The sequence below is a fragment of the Sphaerisporangium melleum genome (assembly GCF_014646695.1).
In the GTDB taxonomy this organism is placed as follows: Bacteria; Actinomycetota; Actinomycetes; order Streptosporangiales; family Streptosporangiaceae; genus Sphaerisporangium; species Sphaerisporangium melleum.
Genome location: NZ_BMNT01000051.1, coordinates 1 through 26,240, shown reverse-complemented (window position 1 = coordinate 26,240; position 26,240 = coordinate 1). Strand labels below are relative to the sequence as shown.

18 protein-coding genes and 1 tRNA gene are annotated in these 26,240 nt (G+C 72.0%); 11 read left to right on the top strand and 8 right to left on the bottom strand.

Annotated elements, in window-relative coordinates; translation table 11 throughout:
* Window positions 1-27 precede the first annotated feature (27 nt).
* Window positions 28-1,422 carry an NAD(P)/FAD-dependent oxidoreductase gene (locus tag IEY93_RS32865; RefSeq protein ID WP_189167096.1) on the top strand — a complete coding sequence of 465 codons (1,395 nt, stop codon included), beginning with the start codon at window positions 28-30 and terminating at the stop codon, window positions 1,420-1,422.
* A 59-nt stretch (window positions 1,423-1,481) separates the two neighbouring features.
* On the opposite strand, the gene IEY93_RS32860 is transcribed toward IEY93_RS32865, so the two are convergent.
* Window positions 1,482-3,689, bottom strand: coding sequence for an N-acetylmuramoyl-L-alanine amidase (locus IEY93_RS32860; RefSeq protein ID WP_203969014.1), 2,208 nt, complete (start codon window positions 3,687-3,689; stop codon window positions 1,482-1,484).
* Between the two features lie 244 nt (window positions 3,690-3,933).
* On the opposite strand from IEY93_RS32860, the gene IEY93_RS32855 reads away from it, so the two are divergent.
* From IEY93_RS32855 to IEY93_RS32835, 5 genes are all read left to right on the top strand, one after another.
* On the top strand, window positions 3,934-6,465 hold the full coding sequence (locus tag IEY93_RS32855; protein ID WP_189167066.1) for a carboxylate--amine ligase/circularly permuted type 2 ATP-grasp protein: 2,532 nt from the start codon (window positions 3,934-3,936) through the stop codon (window positions 6,463-6,465).
* A complete protein-coding gene (locus IEY93_RS32850) occupies window positions 6,465-8,297 on the top strand; it encodes an N-acetylglutaminylglutamine amidotransferase (RefSeq protein ID WP_189167065.1) in 1,833 nt (610 codons plus the stop codon). The genes IEY93_RS32855 and IEY93_RS32850 overlap by 1 nt, the downstream gene beginning before the upstream one ends.
* Window positions 8,273-10,048 carry a S9 family peptidase gene (locus IEY93_RS32845; RefSeq protein WP_189167064.1) on the top strand — a complete coding sequence of 592 codons (1,776 nt, stop codon included), beginning with the start codon at window positions 8,273-8,275 and terminating at the stop codon, window positions 10,046-10,048. The genes IEY93_RS32850 and IEY93_RS32845 overlap by 25 nt, the downstream gene beginning before the upstream one ends.
* Window positions 10,049-10,163: 115 nt before the next feature.
* The gene (locus tag IEY93_RS32840) at window positions 10,164-11,051 is read left to right on the top strand and encodes an alpha/beta hydrolase (protein WP_189167063.1); all 888 of its coding nucleotides are present in this window, start codon (window positions 10,164-10,166) and stop codon (window positions 11,049-11,051) included.
* 57 nt (window positions 11,052-11,108) lie between these two features.
* The gene (locus IEY93_RS32835; protein WP_189167062.1) at window positions 11,109-12,056 is read left to right on the top strand and encodes a ribonuclease Z; all 948 of its coding nucleotides are present in this window, start codon (window positions 11,109-11,111) and stop codon (window positions 12,054-12,056) included.
* A gap of 116 nt (window positions 12,057-12,172) precedes the next feature.
* Here IEY93_RS32835 and IEY93_RS32830 read toward each other — a convergent pair.
* Together IEY93_RS32830 and IEY93_RS32825 are read right to left on the bottom strand one after the other, a co-directional pair.
* Window positions 12,173-12,246: transfer RNA gene (locus IEY93_RS32830), tRNA-Met, on the bottom strand.
* A gap of 73 nt (window positions 12,247-12,319) precedes the next feature.
* Window positions 12,320-12,763 (bottom strand): hypothetical protein, encoded by a 444-nt coding sequence (locus IEY93_RS32825; RefSeq protein ID WP_189167061.1) that lies wholly within the window; start codon window positions 12,761-12,763, stop codon window positions 12,320-12,322.
* 291 nt (window positions 12,764-13,054) lie between these two features.
* Here IEY93_RS32825 and IEY93_RS32820 point away from each other — a divergent pair, with 291 nt between their 5' ends.
* Window positions 13,055-13,966 (top strand): TIGR03564 family F420-dependent LLM class oxidoreductase, encoded by a 912-nt coding sequence (locus IEY93_RS32820; protein ID WP_189167060.1) that lies wholly within the window; start codon window positions 13,055-13,057, stop codon window positions 13,964-13,966.
* Here IEY93_RS32820 and IEY93_RS32815 read toward each other — a convergent pair.
* The 3 genes from IEY93_RS32815 to IEY93_RS32805 form a co-directional block, all read right to left on the bottom strand.
* Window positions 13,963-16,617, bottom strand: coding sequence for a PEP/pyruvate-binding domain-containing protein (locus IEY93_RS32815; RefSeq protein ID WP_189167059.1), 2,655 nt, complete (start codon window positions 16,615-16,617; stop codon window positions 13,963-13,965). The two genes, IEY93_RS32820 and IEY93_RS32815, sit on opposite strands and share 4 nt — an antisense overlap.
* Window positions 16,618-16,767: 150 nt before the next feature.
* The gene (locus IEY93_RS32810) at window positions 16,768-17,487 is read right to left on the bottom strand and encodes an SDR family oxidoreductase (RefSeq protein WP_189167058.1); all 720 of its coding nucleotides are present in this window, start codon (window positions 17,485-17,487) and stop codon (window positions 16,768-16,770) included.
* Between the two features lie 139 nt (window positions 17,488-17,626).
* Complete coding sequence (locus IEY93_RS32805) at window positions 17,627-18,280, bottom strand: VC0807 family protein (protein ID WP_189167057.1); 654 nt, start codon at window positions 18,278-18,280, stop codon at window positions 17,627-17,629.
* Between the two features lie 276 nt (window positions 18,281-18,556).
* Here IEY93_RS32805 and IEY93_RS32800 point away from each other — a divergent pair, with 276 nt between their 5' ends.
* Window positions 18,557-18,898 carry a luciferase domain-containing protein gene (locus tag IEY93_RS32800; RefSeq protein ID WP_189167056.1) on the top strand — a complete coding sequence of 114 codons (342 nt, stop codon included), beginning with the start codon at window positions 18,557-18,559 and terminating at the stop codon, window positions 18,896-18,898.
* Window positions 18,899-19,046: 148 nt separating this feature from the next.
* On the opposite strand, the gene leuE is transcribed toward IEY93_RS32800, so the two are convergent.
* Window positions 19,047-19,700 (bottom strand): leucine efflux protein LeuE, encoded by a 654-nt coding sequence (leuE, locus tag IEY93_RS32795; protein ID WP_189167055.1) that lies wholly within the window; start codon window positions 19,698-19,700, stop codon window positions 19,047-19,049.
* A 531-nt stretch (window positions 19,701-20,231) separates the two neighbouring features.
* Here leuE and IEY93_RS39455 point away from each other — a divergent pair.
* From IEY93_RS39455 to IEY93_RS32780, 3 genes are all read left to right on the top strand, one after another.
* Window positions 20,232-21,578 (top strand): cellulose binding domain-containing protein, encoded by a 1,347-nt coding sequence (locus IEY93_RS39455; RefSeq protein WP_203969012.1) that lies wholly within the window; start codon window positions 20,232-20,234, stop codon window positions 21,576-21,578.
* An 11-nt stretch (window positions 21,579-21,589) separates the two neighbouring features.
* Window positions 21,590-23,143, top strand: coding sequence for a cellulose binding domain-containing protein (locus tag IEY93_RS32785; RefSeq protein ID WP_189167054.1), 1,554 nt, complete (start codon window positions 21,590-21,592; stop codon window positions 23,141-23,143).
* Between the two features lie 231 nt (window positions 23,144-23,374).
* On the top strand, window positions 23,375-24,622 hold the full coding sequence (locus IEY93_RS32780; RefSeq protein ID WP_189167053.1) for a putative hexosyltransferase: 1,248 nt from the start codon (window positions 23,375-23,377) through the stop codon (window positions 24,620-24,622).
* Between the two features lie 27 nt (window positions 24,623-24,649).
* Here the strand turns inward: IEY93_RS32780 and IEY93_RS32775 are convergent, their stop codons facing one another.
* Window positions 24,650-25,729 carry an AI-2E family transporter gene (locus tag IEY93_RS32775; protein WP_229691670.1) on the bottom strand — a complete coding sequence of 360 codons (1,080 nt, stop codon included), beginning with the start codon at window positions 25,727-25,729 and terminating at the stop codon, window positions 24,650-24,652.
* Between the last annotated feature and the right edge of the window lie 511 nt (window positions 25,730-26,240).

The following is a 26,240-nucleotide window of genomic DNA, read 5'->3' as shown; positions in this document are numbered from 1 at the left end:
GACGCAGTTCGTAGGGACGTGAAATTCGTGGATCCGCTGAAAGCACTGGCTGACGCGGAGCGTAAGCCGTACTGGTTGGACAGTCCGGACAAACCCGAGCCGTTGCGGCGGCTCTTCGAGGAGACGAGCGCCGACCTCGCGGTGGTCGGCGGGGGCTTCTCCGGCCTGTGGGCGGCCCTGATGGCCAAGGAACGCGACCCCGCACTCGACGTCGTCCTGCTGGAGGGCAGGCGCGTCGGCTGGGCCGCCTCCGGGCGCAACGGCGGCTTCTGCGTCGCCAGCCTCACCCACGGCCTGGCCAACGGCCTGACCCGCTGGCCGCACGAGATCGCCACGCTCGTGCGGCTGGGCCGGACCAACCTTGACGAGATCGAGCGGACCGTGGCCCGCCATGGAATCGACTGCGCCTTCGAGCGCACCGGCGAGCTGCACGTGGCCACCGAGCCCTGGCAGCTCGACGGGATGGCGCAGGAAGCCGAGATCGCCCGCGAACTCGGCATGGACCACCGCCTGCTGGACGAGCACCAGGTGCGCGCCGAGGTGCGCTCGCCCACCTACGCGGGCGGCCTGTGGGATCGCGACGGCTGCGCGATGCTCGATCCGGCGAAGCTCGCCTGGGGCCTGCGCGAGGCGTGCCTGTCGCTCGGGGTGCGCATCTACGAGCGCACCCCGGTGCGCTCCATGAGGGACGACGGGACGGCCATGGAGCTGACCACCCCGCACGGCAGGGTGCGTGCGGCCAAGGTGGCCCTCGGGACGGGTGGCTTCCCGCCGCTGCTCGGCCGGCTGAAGAACTTCGTGGTCCCGGTGTACGACTACGCGCTGACCACCGAGCCGCTGTCGCAGGAGCAGCTCGCCGCCGTCGGCTGGCACAACCGGCAGGGCATCGGGGACTCGGCCAACCAGTTCCACTACTACCGCCTCACGGAGGACGGCCGCATCCTGTGGGGCGGGTACGACGCGGTGTACTACAACGGCGGCCGGGTCCGGCGGGAGTACGAGCAGCGCGACGAGACCTTCGCCACGCTCGCCGCGCACTTCTACGCCACCTTCCCGCAACTGGAAGGGGTGCGCTTCACCCACCGGTGGGGCGGGGTGATCGACACCTGCAGCCGGTTCAGCGCGTTCTTCGGGCGCGCGCACCGCGGCCGGCTGGCCTACGCCCTCGGGTACACCGGACTCGGCGTCGGGGCCACGAGGTTCGGCGCGAACGTCATGCTGGACCTGCTGTCGGGGGAGCCGACCGAGCGCACCGAGCTGCGCATGGTGCGCGAGAAGCCGGTCCCCTTCCCGCCGGAGCCGATCAGGTCGGGCGTCATCCAGCTCACCCGCTGGTCGATCGCCCAGGCCGATGCCCACCAGGGCCGGCGCAACCTGTGGCTGCGTACCCTGGACCGCCTCGGCCTCGGCTTCGACACCTGATCGCGTACGTGGACGCCCCCCGGCCCGTGCCGGGGGCGTCCACGTACGCCCGCCGCCGGTCAGCGCCGGTGACGGGCGGCGCGCACCGGGGCGGTCGGCTCGGAGGTCGCGCTCGCGTCCTGGTGGCCGGCGGCGGACGCCGTGACCCGCACCGAGATGCGCCTGCCGAGGTCGTGCCCGGTCAGGCGCAGGCTCTTCCCCTTCGCTCCCTTGATGGGGGCGCCGTCGCGAAGCCACTGGTAGGCGACCTTGTCCGGGGCCGGTGACCAGCCACCCGGGGAGGCGGTCAGCAGGCGGCCGACCTTGGCCGTCCCGGAGACGGCCGGCGGGGCGGTGGCGAGCACGGCGGGCGTGCGCGCCTCGTGCAGGTCCACCTCCGCGGCGCGGACGAACACCTGGCGGTGGGCGTACCAGAGCTGCAGGTAGCGGTCCTGTCCCCGCACATCGGTGCGGTCCCCGGGGGCCGATCCGTCGAAGCTGACCGCCCGGTAGTAGTCGGTGGCGACGTCCGCGTCGCTCACGGCGTACTCCTGCCCGGCCGGGACGGTGTACTCCAGCGGCGAGAGCGCCTGCACCGGGATGCCGGTGCCGGCGTACGCCGCCGCCTCCGGGTAGGCCCGGCCGTAGATCGCCGCCTGGGCGGCGCCGGGCCGGACGGTGACCGTCTTGGCGGTCGTGCGCACCGCCACCGGCCGGTCGGCGGGGTTGCGCAGCCAGGCGAGCGAGCCCGCCCACCACACCCCGAGCCACTCGCCCTGGACCCGCGCCACGACGAGCTTCTGCCCGGAGGTGACCCGTGCGCTGATGTCGCTCACGTACGTGCTCCCCGCCGCGCCGTCCGGCTTCCAGCCGGGGTCCTTGGCCAGGGGCGCGTCGGCGGACGGCGCCTGGCGCAGCGGGAGGAAGTTCGTGCCGGCGCCGGCCACGCAGTCGGGCGAGCCGGGGGAGGCCTGCGCGCATCCGGTCACCGGCTGGACGTTCGCGGCGTACCCGGTGCGCACCTCGACCACGTCGCCGGGCGCGACGTGGGCCGTGGCCGCGCGGGTGCCGCCGATCGGGGCGCCGAGCAGCTCGAAGTAGTGCTCCCAGTCCCAGTACGGCCCCGGATCCCAGTGGACGTTCTTGGTGGCGCCGAGCACCGTTCCGGGCACCTGGTCGTGGCCGATGACGTGGGCCCGGTCGAGCGGGATGCCGTACTTCGCGGCCAGGTGCCGCACCAGGGCCGCCGAGCTCTGGTACATCGACTCGGTGTACCAGGTCGCGGTGCCGGCGAAGCCCTCGTGCTCGATGCCGATCGCGTGCATGTTGACGTACCAGTTGCCCGCGTGCCAGCCCACGTCCTTGGCGTCGAGGTGCTGGGCGACGTGCCCGTCAGCGGAGCGGATCGTGTAGTTCCACGCCAGATAGGCCGGGTCCTGCACCAGTTCCAGCGAGGGGGCGTAGTAGCCCTCGGTGTCGTGGATCACGATGTACCGCAGCCGGGGCCCGCCGGGGCCGGTGCGGTCGGCGATGTCGTGGTTGCCGTAGGCCGTGGTGCCGTCGGGGTCGGCGGGGTTGATCTTGGCGTACGGCGCGTCGACCCGCTCGCAGTCGAGCCCGGCCGGGCAGTCGGTTCCGGACGTCGCGGCGCCGGCGGGCACGGTGACCGAGGGGTCGGCGGCCAGGGTGACCCGCTCGCCTTCGCCGGTCACGCGGCTCTGGCCCTGCCGCAGCGTGTGGTACACCTGCGCGGCGAAGCCTTCCGTGCCGCCGAGGCGGGTCACGGCGTCCTGCCAGCCCGCCAGGCCCGCTGAGGGGCGCGCGAGGCCGCCGCCGTCCCGGTGGTAGGCGGCGAGCAGGGCCGCACCCCCGCACAGGCCGGCGTTGGCCTGCTCCCGCAACTCCTCCGCCGGCAGCCCGGTCAGCTCGGCCGCGGCGGCGATCTGCGCGCGTGCCCCGGCCGGGCGGCCCTTGCCGGAGCCGTCCCAGCGCTCGGGTGCCTGGTCGCGCAGGCCGAACAGGCCGTACCCGCCGTCGGAGCTCGGCCGTCCCCCGTGGTCCTCCCAGCGGGACCGCATGTACGACACGGCCTTGAGCAGCGTCTCGGGCACGCCGGACGCCACGGCGGCGGCGGTGAACGCCGCCTCGCGGCTGGGCGCGGACACCGTGGCCGCGCACGACACCGGGGGAGCGGAAGCCGGGACGGCGCTCGCCGCGACGGCGGCGGCCGGCAGCAGGAACGCCGCGGCCACGCCCGCCACGACCATGCCGCGCACTGCGGATCTCACGGATGTGACTCCTTCCCGAACGGCTGGAGCGGTACTCCGAACCGGAGCAATCACACCCCGGCACGGCGCCCGGCGCCAGAGGGCGGAGTAAAGAAGCAGTTAAGACCAGTAGCAAAGTGGCAAGTCGGCCGGGGATTTTCCGGTCTCACCATCCCGTCAGTTGCGGTGTGACGTGCAATTTGCTCGGTTATGGGCAGTGGGCCGTCAGCCACCCTCGGCTGAGGGCGTTCAGAAGGATGGTGGGATGTCGGGTCTCGGGGATTCGATCGCCGTAGGAGTGGAAGAGGAATTCCACGTTGTGGACCTGGAGACGCGTCACCTGGTCCCTCGCGCCGAAGGCCTGCTGGAGCGCCTGCCGCGCGACCGGTTCACACACGAGCTCCAGCGCTCCGTGGTCGAATCCAACAGCCGCCCGTACGTGCGGCTGGAGGACCTCGGCCAGGACCTCACCGCACTGCGCCGCACGGTGGTGCAGGCGGCCGACGGCCTGGGCCTCGGCATCGTCGCCGCCGGCACGGTGCCGCTGGTCGACCCGGCCGCGCTGAAGATCTCGCCGGACCGGCGGTACGAGAAGATGCTGGAGGACTACCAGCTCCTCACGCGCGAGCAGCTCATCTGCGGCGCCCAGGTCCACGTGGACGTCGCCGACCGCGACGTCGCCGTCGAGGTCGCCCACCGCGTCGCCCGATGGCTGCCGCCGCTGCTCGCGCTGAGCGCCAGCTCGCCGTACTGGATGGGCGCCGACAGCGGGTACGCCAGCTCCCGCACCCTGGTGTGGCAGCGCTGGCCCACCACCGGCCCGGTGCGCCGCTTCTCCTCGGCCGCCGAGTACGACCAGATGGTCGCCGACCTCGTCCGCTCCGGGGTGATCAGCGACCCGGGCATGATCTACTTCGACGTCCGCCCCTCCGCGCACGTGTCCACCGTCGAGATGCGCATGTGCGACGCCTGCCCCCGGGTGGAGGACGTCGTGCTGCTGGCCGGTCTGTTCCGCGCCATGGTCATGCGCGAGTTGGAGGACATCGAGAACGAAGGGCCGGTCCAGCCCGAGGTGCCCATGGAGCTGGTGCGCGCCGCGACCTGGCGCTCCGCGCGTTCGGGGCTGGAGGGCGCGCTGGTCGACCCGGCCGACGGCGAGCCCCGCCCCGCCGCCGAGGTGATCCGCCGCATGCTCGACGGCCTGCGCCCGCAGCTGGAGGCCACCGGCGACTGGGAGGCCGTCACCACCCTGGCCGGGTACGCGCTCGGCCGGGGCAGCTCGGCCGACCGGCAGCGGCAGATCATCGCGCACGGCGGCACCTTCGCCGACGTGGTGGACCGGCTGGTGGCCGTGACCCGCTCCGACGGCTGGCAGGCCGAGTTCGGCGGGCCCACCCCCCGCCTGAGCACCGAACTGCTGGAGGACTACCAGGCCGTGCAGGACGAGGCCGTGATCGAGGGCTTCGTCCGCGAGCCGTACCAGCCGGTCTTCCAGGTGCTCGACAAGCTCGGCGCGGCGGAGCTGTGCCGGCGCGAGGGCGTGCGCGACGCCTACCTGCGCGAGTCCGGCATGACCTTCAGCCTGGACGAGCCGGAGGCGACCTCCTCCGAGCGGCGGATGCCGGTCGACATGGTGCCCAGGCTGATCGCCGGCGACGACTGGGCCAAGATCAGCGAAGGCATGCCGCAGCGCGTCCGGGCCCTCTCGGCGTTCCTGAACGACGTGTACGGGCGCCGCGAGGCGATCAACGACCGGGTGCTGCCCGCCTGGATCGTCGACGAGTCCCCCGGCTACCGCGCGGCCGGCCGGCGGGTCCACGACGACGCGATCCGCTGCTCGGTCGCGGGCCTGGACGTCGCCCGCGACGGCGCCGGACGCTGGGTCGTGCTGGAGGACAACCTGCGGGTCCCCTCCGGCATCGGCTACGCGGTCGGCAACCGCCGCATGGCCGTCCACACCCTGCCCGAGCTCGACCGCGGCGGCGTGCTGGACCCCGAGGGCTCCGCCGCGCTGCTGCGCGAGGCGCTGCTGGCCGCCTCCCCGGCCGCCGGCCCGGTCCTCGGCGTGGTCACCTCCGGCCCGCGCGACCCCGCCTACTACGAGCACCGCACCCTCGCCGAGGAGATGGACGCCGTGCTCGCCGAGCCCGGCGACCTCGCCGTGCGCGACGGCGCGGTGTACGCCGCCGGGCGGCGGGTGGACGTGCTGTACCGCAGGATCGACGAGGACGACCTGCTGGACGGCCCCATCGGCCCCGCCCTGCTCGACGCCGTCGAACGCGGCACGCTCACCCTGGCCAACGCCCCCGGCAACGGGGTCGCCGACGACAAGAGCCTGTACCGCTACGTGCCCCGGCTCATCGACTACTACCTGGGGGAACGCCCATTGCTCGCCAACGTCCCGACCTACCTGTGCCGTGATCCCGCCGACTGCGAGCAGGTGCTCGACCGCCTATCCGAGCTGGTGGTCAAACCGGTGGACGGCTACGGAGGGCAGGGCGTGCTCATCGGGGAGCGGGCCTCCGCCGCCGAGCTGGCCGAGGCGCGCGAGCGGATCATCGCCGAGCCCGCGCGGTGGGTCGCCCAGGAGACCATCGCCCTGTCCACCCACCCGACCTTCGACGGCGAGCGCATGCGCCCGCACGCGGTCGACCTGCGCGGGTTCGTCTTCATGGGCGAGCGGCCGGTCGTACCGCCTGTCGCGCTCACCCGCGTCGCGCCCGCCGGCAGCATGATCGTCAATTCGTCGCAGGGCGGCGGCGCCAAGGACACCTGGCTGTTCCGGGAGGCCGTCTGATGTGCGGCCTCAGCGGGGAGATCAGGTTCGACGGCCGCCCGGCCGACGTCGCCGCCGTCGAACGCATGACGGCGGCGATGGCGGCCCGCGGACCGGACGGCACCGGCCTGTGGTCCCTCGGCCCGGTCGCGCTCGGCCACCGGCGGCTGCGGATCATCGACCTGTCCGACCGCGGCGCCCAGCCCATGGTGGACGCCGAGGCCGGCCTGACCGCGGTGTTCAACGGCTGCCTGTACAACTACCGGGAACTGCGCGAGGTGCTGCTGGCCGAGGGCCACCGGTTCTTCTCCACCTCCGACACCGAGGTGCTGCTGAAGGCCTACCGCCACTGGGGCCCGCGCTGCGTCGACCGCTTCAACGGCATGTTCGCCTTCGCCGTCGCCGAGCGCGACACCGGCCGGCTCGTCCTCGGCCGCGACCGGCTCGGCATCAAGCCCCTGTACGTGACCCGGGACGCCGCCCGCCTGCGCTTCGCCTCCACCCTGCCCGCCCTGCTAGCTGGCGGAGGAGTCTCCACCGACATCGACCAGGTCGCCCTGCACCACTACATGACCTTTCACTCGGTGGTCCCCCCGCCCCGCACGATCCTGACCGGGGTGCAGAAGCTGCCACCCGCCACCGTGCGCACCATCGAGCCGGACGGCGCCACCAGCGACGACCGCTACTGGGACCCGCCGTTCACCCGGCCCTCCGACGGCGCCGCCCCGGGCGCGGGCGAGATGCAGCTCGACGTCCTGTCGGCCGCGCGCGGCGAGATGGGACCGGCCGAGTGGCGCGAGGCCGTGCTGGACGGCCTGCGCGCCGCCGTACGCCGGCGCATGGTCGCGGACGTCCCGGTCGGCGTGCTGCTGTCCGGAGGACTGGACTCCAGCCTCATCGTGGCCCTGCTCGCCGAGGAGGGGCAGCGGGACCTGGCCACCTTCAGCGTCGGCTTCGCCGCGGCCGGAGGGGAGCGAGGGGACGAGTTCGCCTACTCCGACCTGGTCGCCCGCAGGTTCGCCACCGACCATCACCGCATCATGGTCGACGACGCCCGCCTGCTGCCGTCGCTGGAGAACGCCGTCGCCGCGATGAGCGAGCCGATGGTCAGCCACGACTGCGTCGCCTTCCACCTGCTCTCACAGGAGGTGTCCCAGCACGTCAAGGTGGTGCAGTCCGGGCAGGGCGCCGACGAGGTCTTCGCCGGGTACGACTGGTACCCGCCGCTGGAGAACGTGGCCCGCGACGACGCCGCCGAGGCGTACGCCAAGGTCTTCTTCGACCGGCCGCACGAGGACCTGGCCGCGATCCTCCAGCCGGACCACCTGGCCGGTGCGGATGTCAGCACGGCCTTCGTCCGCGACCACCTGGCCGGGCCCGGCGCCGACACCGCCCTGGACGCCGTGCTGCGCCTGGACACCCGCGTCATGCTGGCCGACGACCCGGTCAAACGGGTCGACAACATGACGATGGCGTTCGGCCTGGAGGCACGCACCCCGTTCCTGGACCACGAGCTGGTCGAGCTGGCGGCCACCTGCCCGCCCGAGCTCAAGCTCGCCGCCGGCGGCAAGGGGGTGCTCAAGGCCGCCGCCCGAGGACTGGTCCCCGACGAGGTCATCGACCGGCCCAAGGGCTACTTCCCGGTCCCGGCGATCCGGCACATCCACGGGCCGTTCCTCGGCCTCGTCCGTGACGCCCTCACCTCACCGGCCGCCCGCGCCCGCGGACTGTTCCGCCCCGCCGCGGTGGACCGGCTGCTCGCCGCGCCGGACGAGCACCGCACGACACTGGGAGCCAACGCGTTGTGGCAACTTGGACTCCTGGAGCTGTGGCTGCAAGCACAAGGAGTCTGACCGTCGACATCTCATGGATCTGCCGGTTCCCGGCGCTGTCGCCCGACAACCGGGCCGTCGCCTACGTCAGCGACCGGGACGGCACACCGCGCGTATGGGTACAGCCGCTCACCGAGAACGGACATCGCCGCGCCCGCGTCATCGACACCGGCCCCGAACCGGTCGGCGACGTGCTGTGGTCCCCGGACGGTGCGTGGCTGGCCGTCACCGTCTCCCCGGGCGGCGGGGAACGCACCCAGGTGTGGGCGGTGCGGCCGGACGGCACCGACCGCCGCCTGCTCGCCGGTCCCGACCGCGCTCCGGCCGAGGGGTCGGCGGTGTTCGTCCGCTGGACCGGGCAGGGTTCGACGCTGCTGGTCGCCGAGCTGACGGCGTCCGGGCTGACCGAGGCCGTGCTCATCGACGCCTGCCTCGGCCACCGCGACACCATCGCGGCCGGCCCGCTCATGTGGCCGAGCGCCGTGAGCCGCGACCACACCCGGGCTCTGCTGCGACACGGCCCGCGCGGCATGCGCGAGATGGCCGTCGCCGACCTGCCCTCCGGCGAGGAGCGGCCGCTGCTGCCGCCCACCACCGACCTCGGCGCGCTCTCCCCGGACGGCGAGATCGCCTACATCCGGTCCAACGCCGGCCGCGACCGCAGCGCCCTGGTCGCCATGCCCGTCGGCGGGGCTCCCCGGGTCGTCGCCGAACGGCCCGACGCCGAGCTCGACCGGTTCGCGGTCAGCATGGACGGCGGCACGGCCCTTCTGGTGTGGAACGTCGCCGGACGCTCGGAGCTGTGGGTCGCCGACCTCGCCGCCGGGACCACCCGGCCGCTGCCACCACCCCCGGCCGAGGTGGTCACCGCCGCGCGGCTGTCCCTGGACGGCACGCTGGCCGTCCTGGCGGGCGAGTCGCCCGACACGCCCTCGCACGTGCTGCTGTGCGAGACCGGCACCGGCCGCTACCGGCGGGTGGCCGGGGACGACCCGCTGCCGCACGGCATCGACACCGAGCTGGTCCGCTTCCCCGCCCGGGACGGCCTCGAACTGACCGGCTGGCTCTACCGCGCGGGCCCCGCCCCCGGCCCGTGCGTGATCTACCTGCACGGCGGGCCGGAGAGCCAGGAACGGCCGACGTTCAACCCGCTGTTCCAGCGGCTGCTGGCCGCCGGTATCAGTGTCTTCGCGCCCAATGTGCGGGGCTCGTCCGGGTTCGGGCGCGCGTTCCAGGACGCCGACAACCATGCCCTGCGCTTCCACGCCATCGACGACGTGGCCGACTGCGCCGCCTACGTCGTCGACGCCGGAGTCGCCGACCCGGAGAAGCTCGCCTGCATGGGCCGCTCGTACGGCGGCTATCTCACCCTCGCCGCGCTGGTGACCCATCCCGAGCTGTTCCGGGCCGGGGTGGACGTCTGCGGCATGGTGAACTTCGCCACCTTCTACGCCCGCACCGAGCCGTGGATCGCCGCGGCGGCCGTGAGCGAGTACGGCGACCCGGTGGCCGACGCCGAGTTGCTGCGGGCGCTGTCGCCGATCCACTCCTTCGACCGGCTGACCGCGCCGCTGCTGGTCGTGCACGGCGCCCAGGACACCAACGTCCCGGTGCACGAGGCCGAGCAGGTCGTCCTCGCCGCCACCGCGCGCGGCGTCCCCTGCCGTTACCTGCTCTTCCAGGACGAGGGCCACGAGACGGTCAGGAAGGCCAACAAGATCGCTTTCTTGGACGCCGTCGTCGGCTGGCTCGGCCGCTGGCTCGACTGCTGAAGCGACCGTCGTCCCGGCGCGCCGCGGGAACCACCCGCCGGCGCGCCCGGCGGCCACGGCGCTGTGGCGCGAAAGGATTGGCGCGCCGGGAATCCGATGGGGTTGACTTACCGGCATGGCCGAACGAGTCCACTTCACCGCCGGCGGCGTCACGCTCGCCGGTGACCTCCGCGTGCCGCCGGGTGACCGTCCGCGTCCGGCGCTGGTGCTCACCGGCCCGTTCACCGGGGTCAAAGAGCAGGTGACCGGCCTGTACGCCGCGCGGCTCGCCGACGCGGGGTACGTCACCCTCGCCTTCGACCACCGCAACTTCGGCGAGTCCGAAGGGCTGCCCCGCCGGCACGAGGACCCGCAGGGCAAGCTGCACGACCTGCGCGCCGCCGTCTCCTACCTGCGCGCCCTGCCCGGCGTGGACGGCGATCGCGTCGGAGTGGTCGGCATCTGCCTCGGCGCCGGCTACGCCTTGCGCTTCGCCGCCTTCGACCCGCGGGTGAAGGTCTTCGTCGGCATCGCCGGCGCCTACAACGACCCCTACGCCATGCGGTCGGGCATGACCGAGCAGGGGTACGCGCAGGCCCTCGCCTCGTTCAGCGAGGTCCTCGAACGGCAGGACCAGGGCGGCGAGCCGGAGTACCTCCCTGCGGTCGCCGCGTCCGGCGAGGCCGCCATGCCCGGCGACGAGCCGTTCGCGTACTACGGCACCGAGCGGTCCGCGGCGCCCTCGTGGGTCAACGAGGTCACCAGGGCATCGATCCGGGAGCTGATCACCGTGGACAACATGATGGGCGCCGACTTCCTCTCTCCAAAGCCCGGCCTGATCGTCCACGGCGTCGTCGACCGCTTCTGCTCGCCGGAGGGCGCCGAGGAGGCCTACAAGCGCATGGGCGAGCCCAAGAAGATCGTCTGGCTGGACGCCAGGCTGCACATCGACCTCTACGACACCGAGCCCTACGTCACCCAGGCCGTCACCGAGACCACCGCCTTCCTCACCACCCACCTGTGACCCGGCCGGTCGACCGGGGCGATGCGGCCGGTCCGGGCCTGGCTTATGGTGTCTGGGGTGTCATCGCGTGAGCTCGTCGTTCTTGGGACCGGTAGTCAGACGCCGACCCGGCGGCGCAACCACAACGGGTATCTCCTGCGGTGGGACGGGGCAGGGCTGCTGTTCGATCCGGGGGAGGGCACCCAGCGGCAGATGATCATGGCGGGTGTCGCGGCCACCGACGTCGACCGCATCCTGATCAGCCACTTCCACGGCGACCACTGCCTCGGCGTGCCGGGAGTGATCCAGCGCATGTCGCTGGACCGGGTGCCGCACCCGGTGTTCGCCCATTTCCCGGCCGAGGGCGCGGAGTACTTCGCCCGGCTGCGGCACGCCAGCTCCTACCACGAGACCGCCACGGTGATCGCCCAGCCGGTCGGCGGGGACGGCGTCATCGCGGAAGGACGCTTCGGCCGGATCGAGGCGCACGCCTTGGACCACCAGCTTCCGACCTACGGGTACCGGCTGGTCGAGCCGGACGGGCGGCGGATGCTGCCCGAGCGGTTGCGCGAACACGGCATCGCCGGTCCGCGCGTCAGTGAACTGCAGCGCGAGAAATCGATCCGGGCGGGCGGGCGCACGGTAACCCTGGAGGAGGTCAGCGTGCCGCGCATCGGCCAGCGGTTCGCGTTCGTCATGGACACCCGGCTGTGCGAGGGCGTCTTCACCCTGGCCGACCGGGCCGACCTGCTGGTGATCGAGTCGACGTTCCTGGACGAGGACGCCCGCCTGGCCCACGACTTCGGACACCTGACCGCGGGGGAGGCCGGGCGGGTGGCCCGCGAGTGCGGGGTTCGCCGCCTGGTGCTCACGCACTTCTCCCAGCGCTACAGCGACCCCGCGGCCTTCGGCGCGCAGGCCGCCCGTCAATTTCCCGGCGAGATCGTCGTGGCCGAGGACCTCACCCGCGTCCCCGTCCCGCCCCGATCGCATGCCCCGGCCGGCGAGACGACCGCCGGCCGCTGAGATCGCGGCCCGAACGCCGAGGTGCGATTGAGTTCCGATTACCGCGGAGAGATCGCCCGCACCCGGTACGCAAAGAACAAGGCCCTGGTCACCAGTGGTGACCAGGGCCTTCTAGGTAGCGGGGGCAGGATTTGAACCTGCGACCTCTGGGTTATGAGCCCAGCGAGCTACCGAGCTGCTCCACCCCGCGTCGCTGAAATAACCATACCGCTGATCTCGGTGTGCGCAAACCTAATACCGCGTAGGGCGGGAGACACGGGCGCTCAGGAGGCGCAGGCGGTGGTGCCGGTGATCTCGACGTTCGGCCTTTCGGAGCGCAGGGCCACCGTGAACACGATGCCCAGGGACTCCTTCCGCACGACGCTGACGTTCAGGCCGAACCGTTCCTGCGGGCTCTCGCCCTCCTGGTACCCCATGCGATGGAACTCGGCGGCCAGAGTCGAGGCCACCGCGGCCGGCGCCTGGGCGCCGGAGTCCTGCGGCAGGTCGCCGGTCAGGGTGTAGACGCCGCGCGCGGTGCCCGCCGGGCAGCCGGAGGTCTCCCTGGTGAGCGTGACGGCCTTGCCGGGCAGGGCGAGCCGGCTCAGCGCGGCGCCGTCGTCGCGCAGGAGGCGGGTGGCCTCCTCCAGGCTCGGCCGGGCGCCGCCGCACCCGCAGGCCAGCAGCGCCAGCAGGACGAGCGGACCGGTCACCAGCACACCTCGCACTCCCGTGATTCTACCGATCATGCGCCGTCCGCGCCGGGACCCATCGTGCTCGCCTCACCCCGATGGGCGTGCGCGATGCGGTACCGCGGCGGTCCACACCGCCCGGCCCTCGTGGCGCTGGCCCGTGCCGCCGTGCCCCGGACGTGCCCCGCGCGTTCCCGGTCCGCCATGCATGCCGATGTCCGTGGCCGAGGCGGGTGCCGGTGAACCGTTCACGCGCGCGGCGTCCGGTGCGTACGATGAGCGGGGAGCAGGGCAGAACATGATTCGGTTTCGCGGGATTGGACGGACATGCGCATCGGGCTGTACCTGAACGAGCCCTCGGGGCCGGACGCCATCGCCAAGCTGGAGGAGAACATCGCGGGCGCGGCCGGTGACGGCTTCAGCTCGGCCTGGCTCTCCAACATCTTCGGCGTGGACGCGCTGACCGCGCTCGCCGCCGCCGGTCCCCGGGTCCCGGGCATCGAGCTCGGCACCGCGGTGGTGCCCACTTACCCCCGCCACCCGGCCGTCCTGGCCCAGCAGGCGCTCACCGCGAGCCTGGCCCTCGGCGGGCGGCTCACGCTCGGGATCGGCCTCTCCCACCGGCTCGTGATCGAGGACATGTACGGCTACCGGTACGACCGGCCGGCCCGGCACATGCGCGAGTACCTCTCGGTGCTGGGCCCCTTGCTGCGCGGCGAGCGGGCCGACGTCGACGGGGAGACCGTCGCGGCGCACGTCGAGCTGAGCACGCCCCGCGCCGGCGAGGTCCCGCTGCTGGTCGCCGCGCTGGCGCCGCGCATGCTCGGCGTGACGGGACGGGCGGCGGACGGCACGATCCTGTGGATGACCGGGCCGCGCACCGTCGCCGAGCACGTCGTTCCCGCCATCACCGAGGCCGCCCGGGAGGCCGGCCGGCCCGCTCCCCGCATCGTGTGCGCCCTCCCGGTGGCCGTCACCGGCGACGAGGCGGCGGCCAGGGAACGCGCCGCGAAGATCTACTCCATCTACGGCCAGCTGCCGTCCTACCGGGCCATGCTCGACCGCGAGGGTGCGCAGGGTCCGGCGGACGTGGCGATCGTCGGCGGGGAGGACGAGGTCGCCGAGCGCATCGCCGGCCTGGCCGCGGCCGGGGTGACCGACTTCGTGGCCGCCGTGTTCGTCTCCGGCGACGACGCGGTCCGCACCCGGCGCCTGCTGCCGACCCTGGCGTCCTCCTAGCCGGCGTCCTTCACCGGGGGCAGGACGACCGCGCCGCCGGTGCCGTCCACGGTGATCTCGTCCCCGGTGGCGATGCGCGAGGTGGCGTCCGGGACGCCGACCACCGCGGGGATGCCGTACTCGCGGGCCACGACCGCGCCGTGGGAGTTGGCGCCGCCCATCTCCATGACCAGGCCGCCGGCGGTCAGGAAGAGCGGCGTCCAGCCCGGGTCGGTGGACGGGGCCACCAGGATCTCCCCAGGCGCGAGGTGCGCGCCCACCGGGTCCAGGACGACCCGTGCCTTCCCGGTGACTGAGCCGGGCGAGGCCGGGGTGCCGGTCAGCGCACCCTCGACGGGCGCCGCCGTGCCCACCGCCTCGGGCTCGGTGCCGTCGGAGAGCAGCACCCGGGGGATGTGCCTGCGCCGCAGCTCCCGCTCGTAGGCCGCCCGGCGCTCCCGGACCGGCTCGCGCCGGTCGGCGCCGCCGAGCCCGGCCCGCGCCTCGGCGATGGTCAGCATGAAGACGTCGTCCGGCTCGGCGAGCAGCCCGCGCGCGGCCAGTTCGGCGCCCACCGCCGCGAGGTGCCGGCGCATCTCGCCCAGGGCCACGATGAAGCAGTACTTGGGCATCTCCCGGTATCCGGCCAGCTCACGGGTGCGCCGCAGGGCGAAGCGGACCAGCGGGCCCCGCAGGACGCCCGCGCGGCGGGCCAGCGTGTCGATCATGTCCTCCGCCTCGCGCGCGCCCCGCGCGAACTGCACGTCGGGAGCCAGCGCCGGATCGTCCAGCCGCAGGTAGTTGGCGAGGACGCCGAGCACGTGCGAAGGGTCGTCCGACCAGCGGGGCACGCCGAGGTCGATCTCGGCGACGGCCCGGTGCCCGTAGCGGTGAAGGAAGCGGTCCAGCTCCTCGCGCAGTACGGGCGGCAACGCACCTCGCGGCAGGTCCGGGCCGCTCAGGGCCCGGGTGGCGGCCTCGTCCACGCGGATGCGCTCCGCCGCCTCCCACAGCGCGAGGTCCATCTCGGTGGTGACGTTGTGCGGCAGCCCGCGCAGCACGGTCGGCAGCTCACCCGGCCGGGTGCGGCCACGCAGCAGGCGGGTGGCGAGCCCGAACATCAGGAACCCCGCGGCCGGGGCGGGCACGATGTTCGGGATCAGCGGCACGACCTGTGAGCTCAGGCAGTGCTCCACATGGTCCAGGCGCTCGGCGGCGGTGGCGCCCTCGTGCAGGGCCAGCCGCTCGCGGAGCCGCGTCACCACAAAGGAGACGCGCTGGCGCGCGGTCGCGGGGTCGCGCAGGTCCTGCAGGATGCGCAGGGGTATGCGGTACCTGCGGGCGACGCGCGCGAGCCGGCGCACGGCCGGCAGCGGCGACCGGTGGGTCACGCTCAGCCGGGGATCGTCGAACAGGCCGCGCAGGACGACCGCAGACCTGGCCTCCATCACGTCCAGCATCCGGGGCACGATGGCACGGCCCACTCTGCCGCGCATGATGCCGGTCACGTCGCCGAAGATCCGCATGCCGGCGTAGTGGACCGGGAGGGGGCCCTTGCGCGGGCCGTAGAGGGTGGTGATGGCCGAGCCGGCCAGCGCGCGGAAGGCCGACATGCCCATCGGGGTGATCGGCCGGTGCAGTCCCTGGGCGAGACTGAAGCAGAAGTACACCCGAAGGCCGCCGGCCGCCGGCTCGGGCAGCGGGTAGAGGGTGGTGATCGGCCGCGCCTGGGTGAGCCAGAGCGTGCCGGAGGCGTCGATGGCCCACTCGGTGTCCTGCGGTGCGCCGTAGTGGTCCTCGACCCGCGCGCCGAGCCGTGCCAGGGCGACGACCTGCTCGTCGGTGAGGCACGGCCCGCTCGCGCCCTCCCGTCGCACCTGCTCGGTGCCGCCGCCCGCCACCGGGCGGATCTCGGTGCGCTTGTCGCCGGGCCGCCGCTCGACGATCGCCCCGGACGGGCTCACCACGAAGTGGTCGGGGTTGACCGCGCCGGACACCACCGCCTCGCCGAGACCGGGCGCGGCGTCGATCACCACCTCGCGGCGGCGGCCGGTGACCGGGTTGGCGGTGAACATCACCCCGGCGACCTCGGCCGCCACCATCCGCTGGATCACCACCGCCAGGTGGACGGCGCCGTGGTCGATGCCGGCCGCGGCGCGGTAGGCGACCGCGCGGTCGGTCCACAGCGACGCCCAGCAGCGGCGCACGGCGTCGAGCACCGCGTCCGGGCCGACCACGTTGAGGAAGGTGTCCTGCTGGCCGGCGAAGCTCGCGTCGGGCAGGTCTTCGGCGGTGGCGGACGAGCGGACCGCGACCGGGCCGTCGGCGGCCTCCCGTACGGCCCGCGCGATGTCGGGCGGCACCGGGGCGGCCAGGACGGCGGCCCGCGCCCGGCCGGCCAGCTCGGCGAGGGCGGCGGTGTCGTCGGCGGCGGTGCGCGCGAGGGCGTCCAGCACCTCGGAAAGACCCGCCCCTTCCGCTACGCGGCGGTAGGCGCGCGTGGTCAGGCAGAGACCGGCCGGCACCGGCAGCCCGGCCCGGGTGAGCACGCCGAGGTTGGCGGCCTTGCCGCCGACCAGCGGCAGCATGTCGGCCGTGATGTCCGGGAAGCCGAGGATGAGGGGGTGGCGCTCGGAGCCGGCGAGCCGGCGGTCACCGTCGGAGATGAGCATGGTCGGTCTCCCTGGGGCGCCGCGGGCGGGCGGGGGCCCGCCCTCTTGGCGACGCTGTCCTGTGTGTGACGCCAACATAAACTCATCACCTGATGAAATCAACAGGTGATGAGTTTCGGTCGCGTCCGCCGCGGCACCGCCCGGTGGCGATCAGCTCAGGGTGTTGCCGCCGTTCACGGCCAGACGCTGGCCGGTGATGAAGCGCGCGCCGGGGGAGGCGAGGAACGCGACGGCCTCGGCGACGTCCATGGGCACGCCCATGTGGCCGAGCGGCAGGCGGGCCTGGTAGTCGCTCCAGTCGTCGCCCGCATGACGCTCCACCGGGATCCAGCCGGGTTCCACCGTGTTCACGGTGATGCCGAGCGACCCGAGCTCGCGTGCCCACGAGCGGGTGAGGCCGTGCATGGCCGCCTTGGCCGATACGTAGTGCCCGAAATCGGGGTTGCCGAGATCGGCGACCTCGCTGCCGATGTTGATGATCCGGCCGCCGCCCGCGGCCCGCATGTCGGGCAGCACGGCGTGCAGGAGCAGCAGCGGCGCCTTGACGAAGAACACGAGCTGGTCGAGGTGGTCCTGCCAGGTCTGCTTCTCGATCGGCATCATCGGCTGCGGCCCGGTCGCGTTGTTCACCACGATGCCGATCGGGCCCACCTGCTCGCGGATCTCCGCGACACCCCGCGCCACCGACTCCTCGTCGGTCACGTCGAAGCGGGCCACGTGGGCCGCCTCGCCGATGCGTTCGGCGACCGCGGTCGCTCCCGCGGTGTCGTGGGCGTAGTTGACGACGACCTTCCAGCCGTCGGCGGCCAGTCGCTCGGCGACGGCCGCACCGAGTCCCCGCGACGCCCCGGTCACGAGTGCGCATCCCATGTCTTCGTCCTCTCCCTGTACGGAACCGCTCTCATCTTTGCCCAGATGCGCACATCGGCGTACATGTCGCCATCAGGCGTGCTGCGGACAGAGCGGGGGAGAGAAGCCGTGCCGGGACGACAGGCCGGGGGCGGGCGGGTCAGCCGGCGGTGATGGCCGGGGCGGCGGGGGTGTCGGTGTGCAGGCGGTGCAGCATCCGGCGGAACGCGTAGACGGAGACGGCGATCGCGGCTCCGCTGATGGCGGCCACCACGGACGTACGGACCAGCAGGTAGGTGCCGATGGACTGGTGCAGGAGCAGCCAGATGCTGACCGCCGAGTTGGCCAGCAGCACGAACGCCCACAGCAGAGTGATGCGGGCGAAGAACCGCCGCACCCGCTCGTGGCGCAGCACGGCCGAGGGGAGATGGATGTAGTCGAGGGTGAGCTTCTGCACCAGGGGGCGGTTCAGCCGCACGGAGGCCAGGAAGGCCATGCTGATGCAGATGGTGCCGAGCTCGGGTTGGAGGAAGTAGACGACGGCGCTGCCCGTCCACCAGCCCAGCGCGGCGCGCGCGGTGATGGCGATGGCCGCGAGCACCATCGTGCCGGGCACCGGCCGCCGGCGGACCAGCCGCCACAGCACTCCCGCGTACACCCAGCTCACCGCGGCGATCAGTGCTCCGTCGAGGCCGAGCACGGCGAGCGCGGTGTAGAACACGGCGAGCGGGGCGACGACGCCTTCGAGGAGCCGCGGTACGGCCTGCCGGAGGAGCGCGGTGATCCTCGGCAGGGTGAAGGGTGGTGCGTTCATGCTTCCCCCCAAGGAGGACGGTTGATGAGCGACGGTAAAGCCTCGGCGCCTACCCTGGGATGGGAATGCCAAAACTCCCATACAAATGGCAAGTAGTGGCCATTGGTCGCTTACCGTACACAATCACCGACTAAGACGTACATAACAGGAAAAAGATCATTTACCGCGATCTTCGGGGACGGGGTGGCGGTGAACGTCTCCTAAGTGGTTGAACATTGGATAACGGTTCGAGAACAGAGGGTTTCGGGATGGCGAGCGGACCGCGAGCATGAAGCCATGGCAGTGCTCTCACGCACGCATGTCCCCCCTTCGGCCGATCACGTGGCCGACGTCGCCGTCGAACTGACGCGCTGGCCCGACCTGGTGGTCAGCCACACCCGCACCGCCGTGCGCTTCCGCGCCCGGGGCCGCGAGATCATCCGGATGCCGGGTGACCACACCGCCGAACTGCTCCTCACCGCCCCCCTCATCGACCGGTGGGCCCGGGTGCTCGCCGACTCTTATCGTGTCACACCAGGTCACAAGGCCGGGTGGATCCGCGTGGAGATCGAGGACCGCGCCGACGCGGAGCTTTTCCTGTCCTTGGTCAGCGTCGCGCTGAAGGTCAACGACCGCTGATCCCCGGCTCCGCCGGGGTGCCGTAGCGTCAAGAGATGCCCGGCCGGGGTGTCTCGCCGGTCGACGATCCGGCGAGCCTCCGGCCGTCGGCGCGCCGCGATCACCGCCGCGGGCGGGCCCGGCCTCCACGGGCGGGCACGGCCAGGGCTCAGCTCAGGCTGGAGGTCGCGAGCTTGGCGCCGAAGGCAAGGAAGATCGCTCCCACGCCGGAGGTCAGGCCGGCCGAGAGCCTGCGCCGCCGCCGGAACTGGCCGGCCAGATATGACCCGCCGAATATCAGCGCCGACAGGTACAGCACACTGAAGAACTGGCAGATCGCGCCCAGGATCAGGAACGACAGCGCCGGCGCGCCGTAGTGCGGATCGACGAACTGCACGAAGAACGAGATGAAGAACAAGATGGCCTTGGGGTTGAGCAGGCTGATCGTCAGGGCCTTCCTGAACGGGTCGGCGAGGTCGGGCGCCTGCTCCACCGGCCGGTCGTCCGGCCGATCCTCGCCGCGCCACGATCGGCGGGCGGCGCGGATCATGTTGAAGCCCAGCCAGGCGAGATAGGCCGCGCCGGAGTACTTCACGATGCCGAACAGCAGTGGCGAGGACTGCAGCAGCGAGGCGACCCCGGCCGCCGAGAGCACCATCAGCACCGAGTCGCCCACGAAGACCCCGGCGGCGGCCCGGTAGCCGCTCCGCACGCCGCGCTGCGCCCCCATCGTCAGGACGTACAGCGAGTTCGGGCCGGGGAGGAGGATGATCAGAAAAGCCCCGATCACATAAGCCCAGATATTGGTTATGCCGAAGAACATGCTGCAAACTCCCGGTACAACGGTGGTCGTCACGTTATACCGGGCGTAGCCAGGACGAGGCGACGGAGTATTCCGCCCTGCGGCCCCCCCGCCGTGCCGGACCCCAACCCCGAGCGAGGTCCGCAAGCCGCGAGAGCGCACCAGAGTACGGACCAGGTCGGACGCCCGCCGCTCACGCTCGGGCGGCGAAGAGGATCCCCCGGCCGGACTCACGTGCGGCGATGAGGACCGTACGTCTCCAGGCCGGCGGGTAGACCAGTCCTTCACCCCTGTCAAAGCGGCCCTGGCTCGGAGAAAACCCCACGGTTTGGGCCTTGTGGGGTGCCCGCCGCGGAGCTACGATCGCACCAACTCTTAGGAAACTTTCCTAAGAGTCAGGCCGCTGGAGGCGTCGTGCCGCGCCCCCCACCTGCGCCGACAGCGCACAGGTCACTCCCTTCCCCACCCAGATGGCGGTTGCCGCCCTCTCACTCCGGCGTCCCGCGCCGCGGGACGCGTACGCCCAGCCTCCTCGCCAGCTAGGGAGCGCCCATGCGACGCACCTTGCCCCTGCTCGCCCTCACGGCCGCGGCCAGCCTCGTCATCGCGGTGCTGATGTCCCCTGGCGCGCAGGCCGCCGCCCTCGGTGCCGCGTTCGTCAAGACGTCCGACTGGGGGTCGGGCTTCGAGGCGAAGTTCACCCTCACCAACGGCACCACCAGCACCGTCAACGGCTGGACCGTCCAGTTCGACCTGCCGTCCGGTACGAGCGCCGGTACCTACTGGGACGCGCTGATGACCCGGTCCGGCGACCGCTACACGTTCAGGAACCGCGAGTACAACGGCACGCTCGCCCCCGGCGCCTCGGCTTCCTTCGGGTTCGTCGGCGCTGGACCGGGCTCCCCGCTGAACTGCACGATCAACGGCGCGCCGTGCGGCGGGGGCGGCACCCCGAGCCCCACGCCCACGCCCACTCCACCCAGCCCCACCCCGACGCCCACCCCGACCCCGACGCCCAGCCCGCCGGCCGGGACCATCCTCGTCGCGCCCTACATCGACATCACCATGTCCACGCCCTCGCTGGTCGCCGCCGCCGCCGCGACCGGCGTGCGGAACTACACCCTCGCCTTCGCCCTCGGCGACAGCACGGGCTGCAACCCCGCCTGGGGCGGGACGATCCCGCTGAACGACACGCGGATCATCAACGACGTGCGCGGCCTCCAGGCCCAGGGCGGCCAGGTGATCGTCGCGACCGGAGGCGCCGTCGGACCGTACCTGGAGCACAGTTGCGGCACCTCCGCGCAACTGCTCGCGGCCTACAAGAAGGTCCTGGACACGGTCGGCACCAACCACCTGGACGTCGACGTGGAGGCGGCGATCGACATCGCCAAGGTGAACTCGGCTCTGCGGCAACTGCAGGCCGAGCGGGGCACGCGGATCAGCTACACCCTCCGCATCCAGGGCCAGGACTACGGGCTGGACCCGTTCTCGGTGCAGATCCTCGGCGACGCCGCGGCCCGCGGACTCGACGTCCTGGTCAATCCCATGCTGATGGACTTCGGCTACACCGGCGCCTGGGGCGACGCGATGGTCTCGGCCGCGAACGCGACCCTGGCCCAGATGCGCACGATCTGGCCGTCGAGAACCGACGCGCAGCTCAGGCGGATGCTCGGCCTCACTCCCATGATCGGCAAGAACGACACCGGTCAGACCACCACCCAGGCCGACGCCCGCAAACTGCTCGCCTACGCACAGGCCGGTCATGTCGGGCGGGTGGCCTTCTGGTCGATCGGCCGTGACAACGGCGGCTGCCCGAACGGCACCCTCTCGCCGACCTGCAGCGGCGTCAGCCAGTCGGCCTACGAGTTCACCACCATCTTCCGGGCCTTCACCGGCTGAAAGGGACATCCATGCGTCTCATCCGCCTGTGCGCAGCGGCGCTGACCGCCGCCGCGGCCGTCCTGGTGGCGGGCGGCACCCCCGCCTCGGCCGCCGCCGTGACCGCGACCTTCACCAAACCCCAGGACTGGGGCACCGGGTTCGAGGGCAAGTACACGATCACCAACGGCACCTCCAGCACGCTCAACGGCTGGACCGTCGCCTTCGACCTCCCGTCCGGCTACTCCGTCACCACCGCGTGGGACGCGGTCATGACCAAGAGCGGCCAGCACTACACCTTCGCCAACCCGAGCTGGGCCCCCACCCTGGCCGCGGGTGCCAGCATCACCTTCGGCTTCAACGGCGCTCCGGGCAACTTCACCGCTCCGCAGAACTGCACGATCAACGGCGCCTCGTGCTCAGGAGGCACCACCAACCCGGGCGCGCCGGGCACGCCGGGGACGCCGTCCGTCACGGGGACCACCGGCTCGTCGATCTCCCTGTCCTGGACCGCCTCCAGCGGCACCGTGACCGGTTACCGCGTGTACGAAGGGTCGGCGGTCCGGGCGACGGTCACCGGCACCTCCGCGACCGTCGGATCGCTCGCCACCTGCAGCACGCACACCTACACCGTCAAGGCGTACAACTCGGTGGGCGAGTCGGCGGCGAGCGGCGCGGCCACGGGGACGACCACCGGCTGCCCGCAGCCCACCGGCGGCAGCGGCGCGCCCTACCTGTACATGGGCTGGGGCAGTCCGCCGAGCCCCGCGTCGGTCATGAGCGCCACCGGGGTCAAGTGGTTCACGATGGCGTTCGTCCTGTCCGGCGGCGGCTGCACCCCCGCCTGGGACGGACAGCGCCCGCTGCAGGGCGGTGTGGACGCCACGGCGATCGGCCAGATCAAGGCCGCCGGCGGTGAGATCGTGCCGTCGTTCGGCGGATGGAGCGGCAACAAGCTGGGCCCGAACTGCGCCACCCCGCAGGCGCTGGCGGGCGCCTACCAGCAGGTGATCAGCGCCTACAACCTGAAGGCGATCGACATCGACATCGAGAACAGCGACGAGTTCGAGAACGAGGCCGTGCAGGACCGCATCCTGAACGCGCTGAAGATCGTCAAGCAGAACAACCCCGGGATCAAGACCATCGTCACCTTCGGCACCGGCACCAGCGGGCCGAACTACTACGGCACCCGGCTCATCAACCAGGCGGCGGCGCTCGGCGCCGGCATCGACGTGTTCACGATCATGCCCTTCGACTTCGGCGGCGGCGCCGACATGTACCAGAGCACGGTCAACGCGAGCGAGGGGCTGAAGAACGCGCTGAAGAACGCCTTCGGATGGTCCGACGCCACCGCCTACGCCCACATGGGCATCTCCGGCATGAACGGGCTGTCCGACCAGCAGGAGCTCACCTCGCCGGGGACCTGGACCCAGATCCGCGACTGGGCGAAGTCCAGAGGGCTCGCCCGGCTCGCGTTCTGGTCGGTCAACCGCGACCGTCCCTGCCCGGGCGGGGGCGTGACCGCCTCGTGCAGCGGCATCTCGCAGAGCGACTGGGAGTTCACCCGGATCACCGCCGGCTTCTGAGCGCGTCCCGTCGCAGGCCGGCCTCCCGACCGTGCGGCCCGCGGCTCCAATCCCCCAAGGAGCCCGCGGGCCGCACGCTTGTCGCCCCCTCCGACTAATCCGCATCTATCATGTGATCGTCACCTATAGGAGTCGGAACACTTCTTTGTGTGAGCAATTCTGGATAGATGGTGGCAATTTCCCCACGCGAGTGGTCGCTTTGGCCCGTGGTCCGGCAGGCTAGTGAGCGTCATGGACTACGCAATGCTCACGGGGTTCGTCCTCGTCTCAGGTGTCGTGCTCGCGATCGTCGCTCAGTGGAAGGGCTGGAGACCGTCCCTGGCCGTCGCGCTCGCGGCCGGCATCGGGGTGCGCGTCCTGATCATGATCTTGGCGGCGACGTCCACCTGGCAGCCGGTGGACTTCGTCAACAGCTTCAAACCGGCCGGCGAGGCCATCCTCGCCCACAAGGACCCCGTCCTTGAGAGCCAAGGCGGCTGGCACTTCCTCCCCACCATCCCGTACGTCTACGGGCTGCTGCTGTGGATGAACATCCCCTGGGAGATCGCCGGCCGGCTGGTCACCGTGGTCGCCGACATCGCGTTGATCCCGCTGGTCGGCAAGCTCGCCGGTGGCAAGGACGCCGGCCTGCGCGCGTTCCAGTACGCGTGCAACCCGCTGGCCGTGCTGGTCGCCTCGATCCATGGACAGGTGGAGCCGGTCTCCCTGGTGTTCGGCGTCGCGGCGTTCATCGTGGCCAGGAACGCCAGAACCTCACGCCCCGTCCGCAACGCCGTCATCGCGGGCCTGCTGATGGGCCTCGCGCTGTGCGCCAAGAGCTGGCCGATCTGGCTGGTCCCCGGCATGCTGCTGTTCCTGCCCGACCTGCGCTCGCGCGCCTGCGCCTTCTTCGCCACCGGCGTCGCGCCGATCTTCTTCCTCGTGACCCTCCCCATCGGCGCCGGCACCTCCCTCAGCCAGCTCCCCGAGGTGATCAAGACCATCGGCGACGTCCGGCCGATCATCGGCGAGTGGGGGTGGACCCCGCTGTTCACGGGCGGGAACTGGGAGCTGAACGCCGATCTCGCGCGCTACGGACAGTGGGCGATCTATCTCACGCTGCTCGTCGTGGCGTTCGCCTGGCGGCGTGCCGACCCGATCGACCTCACCACGGCGATGCTGCTGGCGTTCATGGTGGTCACCCCGCGGCTCGGCGCGCAGTACCTGATGTGGTTCATGCCGTTCCTCGTCGCCCGTCCGACGCGGTTCGCCTGGCCGGTCATCATCGGCACCTCCACCTGGGCCGCGGTCGGCTACCTGTACCTGACGCAGTACAACGACGTCCGATGGTGGTACCTGCACCAGCCGTGGTCGATCAGCTCGGTGGTGCTGCTGCCCATCCTGATCGCCGCGATGCCCTGGGGCGCCCGGCGCATCGCGGGACTCGTGCCCGTGCAGCAGCGGGAGACTCCTCGCGCGCCGGTCAGCGCCTCCGCGTGACGCGACGGCAGAGCCGGCCGGATCGGGTCACACGGACCCACGCGAGGGAGAGCTTCCCGTGGCGTCCGCCCGATCCGGCGGGAGCTCGCCCGAGACGAAGGCCGCGGACCATCGCACCCCGGGGTCGCTGTCGATCAGCAGCGCGCGTGCGAGCAGCGTGAGCGGGATCGCGAGAAGCGCGCCGAGCGGCCCCAGCACCGTGGCCCACAGGATCAGCGACAGGAAGGTGACCGTCGTGCTCAACCCCACCGCGTCACCGAGGAACTTCGGCTGGATGAACGACTGCACCACGATGTTGATGGCCAGGTACGCCACGATCACCAGGATCATGCGCGGCAGGCCGCCGGTCAGCAGGGCGAGCAGGGCGGGCGGCACGAGCCCGACGACGAAGCCGATGTTCGGGATGTAGTTGGTGATCAGCGCGAGCACACCCCAGAGCAGGGGGAGCGGCACCGAGAGCAGGTACAGCGCCAGCACGTCCAGGGCGGCGCAGATCAGCCCGAAGATCGTGGACACCAGCAGGTATCGCCGGGTCCGGGAGGCGAAGGTCGCGAGCGCGGTGGTGATGGCGGGGCGCTCCGGCGCCGCGGCGGCCATGATGCGGGACACGACCGGGGCGTCCAGGCTCATCGCCAGCAGCAGGACGACGATCAGGAAGAGGCTGGACACCACACCCAGCACGCTGGCCGCCAGGCCTTGCGCCAGCTCGACCACCTTGCCCGCGTCGACCGAGCGCAGCGCCTCGTTCACCTGGGGCGCGATGCCATGCTGCGCCGCCCACCGCTGGGTGTCCGCGACGAGCTTGTTGAACTGCGCGGAGTAGCTCGGGAGCAGCACCGCCAACTGCGCGACGGCGGTACTGAGGATCGCCATCATGCCCAGCAGCGCGACCATGACCACCGAGAACGGCACCGCGACCGCCGTCCATGCCGGCGCCTGCCTGCGCACGAGCCACTCCCGGATGGGGGAGACGGCCACCACGAGCACCAGGGCGAGCACGATGGGCCCGACGATCGTGCTGATCGCCTTGATGCCGGCCAGTACGACGACGGCCGAGGCCGTGACCAGCAGGAGGACCAGTGCCCGGGGGGCCGTTCGTTCGCTCACGGTTGGTCAGCCTCGATCCGGTGGTGATCCTGCGATGGACGTACCGCTCTTGTACCGGTCTTGCCCACTGGGCCGAAAGGTTCTACTCGATCGTTGCCCGTATTGGATCGAAGGCTGGGTAGGGCCTGCTAATCTTTTGTCGTCGGCATCGCCCGGCCACCAACCACCCTCACCACCTTGAGTGGCCGAGGTGCGGGTTCGAGTGGAGAGAGCGGTGTCGGCCCCCTCGAAAAAGATCTTCGCTCCTCCGTTTGCACGGTGGTTCGAGGTCGGGTAAGTTAGAGGGGTTGCCCTGGAGACGGGGCGGCCTGAATGTTAGTTGGTTCGGGTGGCTGGGAGTCAAGTGCTGGAAAACAGCGCGATTTGGTCCCGGCCGCGGGGAGCGGCTAAGATTAAGGCACAACGAAATGAACGCCCCGGCCGGGGCCGGACTCCTTAAAGGGTCGGTTTCCGGGTGGTGTACGCGTCCGTTTCTTGAGAACTCAACAGTGTGTTAAAAGCCAGTGCATGA